Origin of the sequence: Mycobacterium sp. 852002-51152_SCH6134967 (assembly GCF_001667105.1) — a bacterium.
In the GTDB taxonomy this organism is placed as follows: domain Bacteria; phylum Actinomycetota; class Actinomycetes; order Mycobacteriales; family Mycobacteriaceae; genus Mycobacterium; species Mycobacterium neumannii_A.
The window spans coordinates 1-4,139 of record NZ_LZIK01000056.1; the positions used below are offsets into that span (position 1 = coordinate 1).

Annotated in this window: 6 protein-coding genes; 2 read left to right on the forward strand and 4 right to left on the reverse strand. The window is 69.5% G+C overall.

The genetic code is table 11. From position 1 onward, the window contains the following. Window positions 1-163 precede the first annotated feature (163 nt). Together A5790_RS16785 and A5790_RS16790 are read right to left on the reverse strand one after the other, a co-directional pair. A complete protein-coding gene (locus A5790_RS16785) occupies window positions 164-931 on the reverse strand; it encodes a CPBP family intramembrane glutamic endopeptidase (protein ID WP_066846552.1) in 768 nt (255 codons plus the stop codon). An 18-nt stretch (window positions 932-949) separates the two neighbouring features. Continuing rightward, window positions 950-1,747 carry a DUF2470 domain-containing protein gene (locus tag A5790_RS16790; protein ID WP_066846554.1) on the reverse strand — a complete coding sequence of 266 codons (798 nt, stop codon included), beginning with the start codon at window positions 1,745-1,747 and terminating at the stop codon, window positions 950-952. A gap of 110 nt (window positions 1,748-1,857) precedes the next feature. On the opposite strand from A5790_RS16790, the gene pheA reads away from it, so the two are divergent. Then, window positions 1,858-2,784, forward strand: a complete 927-nt coding sequence (gene pheA, locus A5790_RS16795) for a prephenate dehydratase (protein ID WP_066846557.1) — start codon at window positions 1,858-1,860, stop codon at window positions 2,782-2,784. Then, on the forward strand, window positions 2,781-3,467 hold the full coding sequence (locus A5790_RS16800) for a histidine phosphatase family protein (RefSeq protein WP_066846559.1): 687 nt from the start codon (window positions 2,781-2,783) through the stop codon (window positions 3,465-3,467). The genes pheA and A5790_RS16800 overlap by 4 nt, the downstream gene beginning before the upstream one ends. Here the strand turns inward: A5790_RS16800 and A5790_RS26265 are convergent. Next, window positions 3,447-3,638, reverse strand: coding sequence for a hypothetical protein (locus tag A5790_RS26265; RefSeq protein WP_082693907.1), 192 nt, complete (start codon window positions 3,636-3,638; stop codon window positions 3,447-3,449). The two genes, A5790_RS16800 and A5790_RS26265, sit on opposite strands and share 21 nt — an antisense overlap. Window positions 3,639-3,697: 59 nt before the next feature. Further along, window positions 3,698-4,048: a metallopeptidase family protein gene (locus A5790_RS16805; protein WP_064419422.1), complete on the reverse strand. Its 351-nt coding sequence runs from the start codon at window positions 4,046-4,048 to the stop codon at window positions 3,698-3,700. Between the last annotated feature and the right edge of the window lie 91 nt (window positions 4,049-4,139).

Sequence of the window (4,139 nt, forward strand, 5' to 3'; positions counted from 1 at the left end):
GCCCCCGGGAGGCATCGGTGGGTTCGGTGGGGGCGGCCGGTAGTTGGGATCGCGGCGGATCACCTGTGACGGCTCCGGGCGCGGCCGCGGCGGGGGCTCGAACCCGCGGGGCGGTTGCCGGTTGTCGGTCACCTAAAGAAATCTACGTCGCCGGCCCGCATGTTCATCGCAACCAGCCGAGGTGGCCGGCGAGCAGGGCATAGCCGACGAAGGCCACGGCGTCGATCAGCGCATGCGCGACGATCAGCGGCCACAGCCGGCCGGTCCGCAGGTAGACGTAGCCGAACACCAGGCCCATCGCCAGATTCCCCAGCCCCGCGCCGAAGCCCTGGTAGAGGTGGTAGAGCCCGCGCAGGACGCTGGTGACGACAACGGCGGCCGCCGGGCTCACACGTAGCTGACGCAGTCGGGTGATCAGATAGCCGACGACGATCACCTCTTCGGCCCAGCCGTTCGCCAGCGCCGTCAGCAGCAGCACCGGTATCCGCCACCAGGTGTCGTACAGTTCGGCCGGCTCGACGTCGGCGTTCATGCCGAGGAGCCGGGCGACCTGATACAGCGCGAGGCCGGGCAGCCCGATGAGAGCGGCAAGACCGAGTCCGCCGAGTAGGTCGGCGCGCCACCGGGGCCGCCCCAGCCCGATCGATTTAAGGGCGATCCCGCTGCGCCACAACAGGTATACGGCCAGCGCGCCCCATGCCGACAGCTGGAACACCCAGACGAGGTTGAGCCCGAGGTCGATGAGGTCGAATGGGGAGCGGCGCGGATTGAGCGCGACGACCTGACCGGAAAGGCCGAGGAGCACCGACTCGATCAGGTTCAGCAGCGCGCTGTAGGCCGAAAGGCCGAACGTCACCGCGAGTACGACGACGATCTCGATGCGCAGGGCCCGGCGCGCAGGGTCGGTGAGCTCGTCGGGGGCGCCGGTCACCGAGCTACGGTAGCGTCGTCACAACTTCCGTGCGCGCAGCCCGTTGAGGAACGGGCAGCCCATCAGTACCCGGATCGCCTGGCTCAACCCGGTGACGTCGTCGACCGGGCGGGTGAACGGCAGCCGCACATCGTGGTCGCCGTCGTCGGTCTCCACCCGCAGCTGGACGCCGTAGCGGTCCAGACCCAGGGGCCGGACCCGCCCGCGGCGCATCGACATCGGAAGCCGGCTGGCCAGCCGCTCGACGACGTCGCGGTGGGCCGACTCCATGTGCTGCAGCCAGCACGACTCCATCGCGCAGAACGGGTCCGGTCGCGCGGCCAGCAGCGTGCTCACGCTGACCGATTCGGCGCCGGTGGAATCGGCGACGACCACGGACTCGATCTCGAGCCGCAGAAGCGTGTGGCCCTTGTCGCCGTCGGCGGGTGCCGAGTTCACCTGAAGTAGCGCGGGATTGGGGTCTTCCGAGGCGATCAGGTCGAGCAGGGCCGACACCTCACCGGCGGGCACGTCGTGCAGGCGCCCCTGAATCCACACCAGCGAGCGCACCGGCTCGCGTAGCGGCAGCGGCGCGTAGTCCGTCATCTCCAGCACCGCCTGCACCCCGCCGGCACCCGCGCTGACGGCCTTGGCCGCCGCCGCGCTGTCCGCGGGAACGGTGATCGCGAACGAGCCGTCGTCGAGCAGGTGGTGGACCGGTGTCTCGGTGGGAGCCCCGTTCTCGCCGCCCTCGACCGCGAGCATCGCGCCGCCCGCTTTGGCGCACGCGGTGCGGATCCGCTCGGCCGTCGTCGGTGCCGTGACCGTTGTCGCCATACAGCCTCCTCTGAGATAAGGTGAGCCTAACTTAACTAAGCGATGGCGGATCCCGCAAGGCTTTCGTGCAGCGGAACGGCATTACCCGGGTGACCCGATAGTGTTGTGCCGTGCCGCGCATCGCTTATCTCGGCCCCGAGGGGACCTTCACCGAGGCGGCGCTGCGCAAAATGTCGGGTGACGGGATGCTGCCCGGCGGGCCGGGCGCTGACGCGGTGACGCCGGTCCCGTGCGACAGCACCACCGGCGCGCTCGCCGCCGTGCGCGACGGTGACGCCGACTACGCCTGTGTCCCGATCGAGAACTCGATCGAGGGTTCGGTGCTACCCACCCTCGACGGCCTGGCCGGCGGCACACCTCTGCAGATCTTCGCCGAGCTCACGCTCGATGTCTCGTTCACGATCGCGGTGCGCGACGGTATCGCGGCCGACGGCGTGAAGACCGTCGCCGCCTTCCCCGTCGCGGCCGCACAGGTGCGGCACTGGCTGGCCGAGCATCTACCGTCGGCACAGGTGGTGCCCGCCAACTCCAACGCCGCGGCGGCCGCCGACGTCGCCGAGGGGCGTGCCGACGCGGGGGTGAGCACCGCGCTGGCCACCAAGCGCTACGGGCTGGAGGCGCTGGCGTCCGACATCGTCGACGAGCCCAACGCGCGCACCCGGTTCGTGCTCGTCGGAGCGCCCGCCCCGCCGCCAGGGCGCACGGGCGCCGACCGTACGTCGGTGGTGCTGCGACTCGACAACGTACCCGGCGCGCTGGTATCGGCGCTGACCGAGCTGGCCGTCCGCGACATCGATCTGACCCGGATCGAATCACGGCCCACCCGAACGGGGTTGGGCACCTACATCTTCTTCCTCGACTGTGTCGGACACATCGACGACGATGCGGTGGCCGAGGCACTCAAGGCGCTGCACCGTCGTTGTTCGGATATGCGATTCCTCGGATCCTGGCCGACCGGAGCGGCCGCAGGCGCGGCCCCTCCCGGCCTTGACGAAGCCTCCAGCTGGCTGGCGCGACTCAGGGAGGGACTGAGGTGAGCGGGCGTCTCGTGCTGGTGCGTCACGGGCAGTCACTGGCCAACGTCCACCGTCGCCTCGACACTCGCCCGCCCGGCGCCGAACTCACCGACCTCGGCCGCGATCAGGCCCGCTCCTTCGCCAGGGGCATGCCTGCTGCGCCCGCGATCCTGGCCCATTCGGTGGCCCACCGGGCCCGTCAGACCGCCGAGGAGATCGCCGGTTCGCTGCGCTTGCCGCCTGTGGAGCTCGACGGGGTCCACGAGGTCCAGGTCGGCGATCTGGAGGACCGCAACGACGACGAGGCCATCGCGACGTTCGAATCGATCTACCAGAAGTGGCACGACGGAGATCTCGACGTGGCGATGCCCAACGGCGAGACCGGACACGACGTGCTGGACCGCTACGTGCCCACCATCACCCAGCTGCGGATGCGCCATCTCGACGACGACGACTGGCACGGCGACATCGTGGTGGTCAGCCACGGCGCGGCGATCCGGCTGGTGTCCTCGGTGCTGGCCGGTGTCGAGCGCAGTTTCGCTCTCGACCACCACTTGGGGAACACGGAGGCCGTCGTGCTGGCGCCGATCACCGACGGCAGGTGGAGTTGTCCGCAGTGGGGGTCGCTGACGCCGCCGTTCTACCCCGAGCCCGACGTGCGGCCGGTCGAAGACGCTCTGCGCTCAGCCGACCCGATGGGCTGACACCGAGACGGTGCACGCGCAGCTGATCGCCTCACAGTCGATCACGAACGCGTGCGCCACTTCCGGGGTGACGCAATCCGGTTCGGTGCATTCCGCTCGACACGCGACGTGGTGAATGACGGTGCCATGGCAGTGCTCGAGGCCCGCTACGCATTCTCGGCACTCGGTCATGGCCCCTTGATAGCACTCGCGGGCGACAAAGCGCAGTTGCCGCGCGGTGTGTTTGCCCGCTATCCCCAGCCGAGTTCGTGGAGGCGCTCATCGTCGATGCCGAAGTGGTGGGCGACCTCGTGGATCACGGTGATCGCCACCTCGTCGACGACGTTCTGCTCGCTGTCGCAGTGCTCCAACAGCGCTTCGCGGTAGATCGTGATGGTGTCGGGCAGCGAACCGGCGTACCACGAATCGCGTTCGGTCAGTGCGACGCCCTGATAGAGCCCCAGCAGGTCGGGCTCCTCGTCGTTGCGGCCCTCGACAAGGACGACGACGTTGTCCAGCGCGTCGGCGAGCTTCGGCGGTATCAGATCGAGCGCCTCGGAGACCAGTTCTTCGAACCGTTCCGGGCTCATCTGTACGGCCACGCGGCTACGGTCCCGGCGGCGCGGGTGCCGGCGCGGGTGGGGGCGGCGCAGGCGCGGGGGTCTCATATAGACATCTGACGCAGCCGACGAA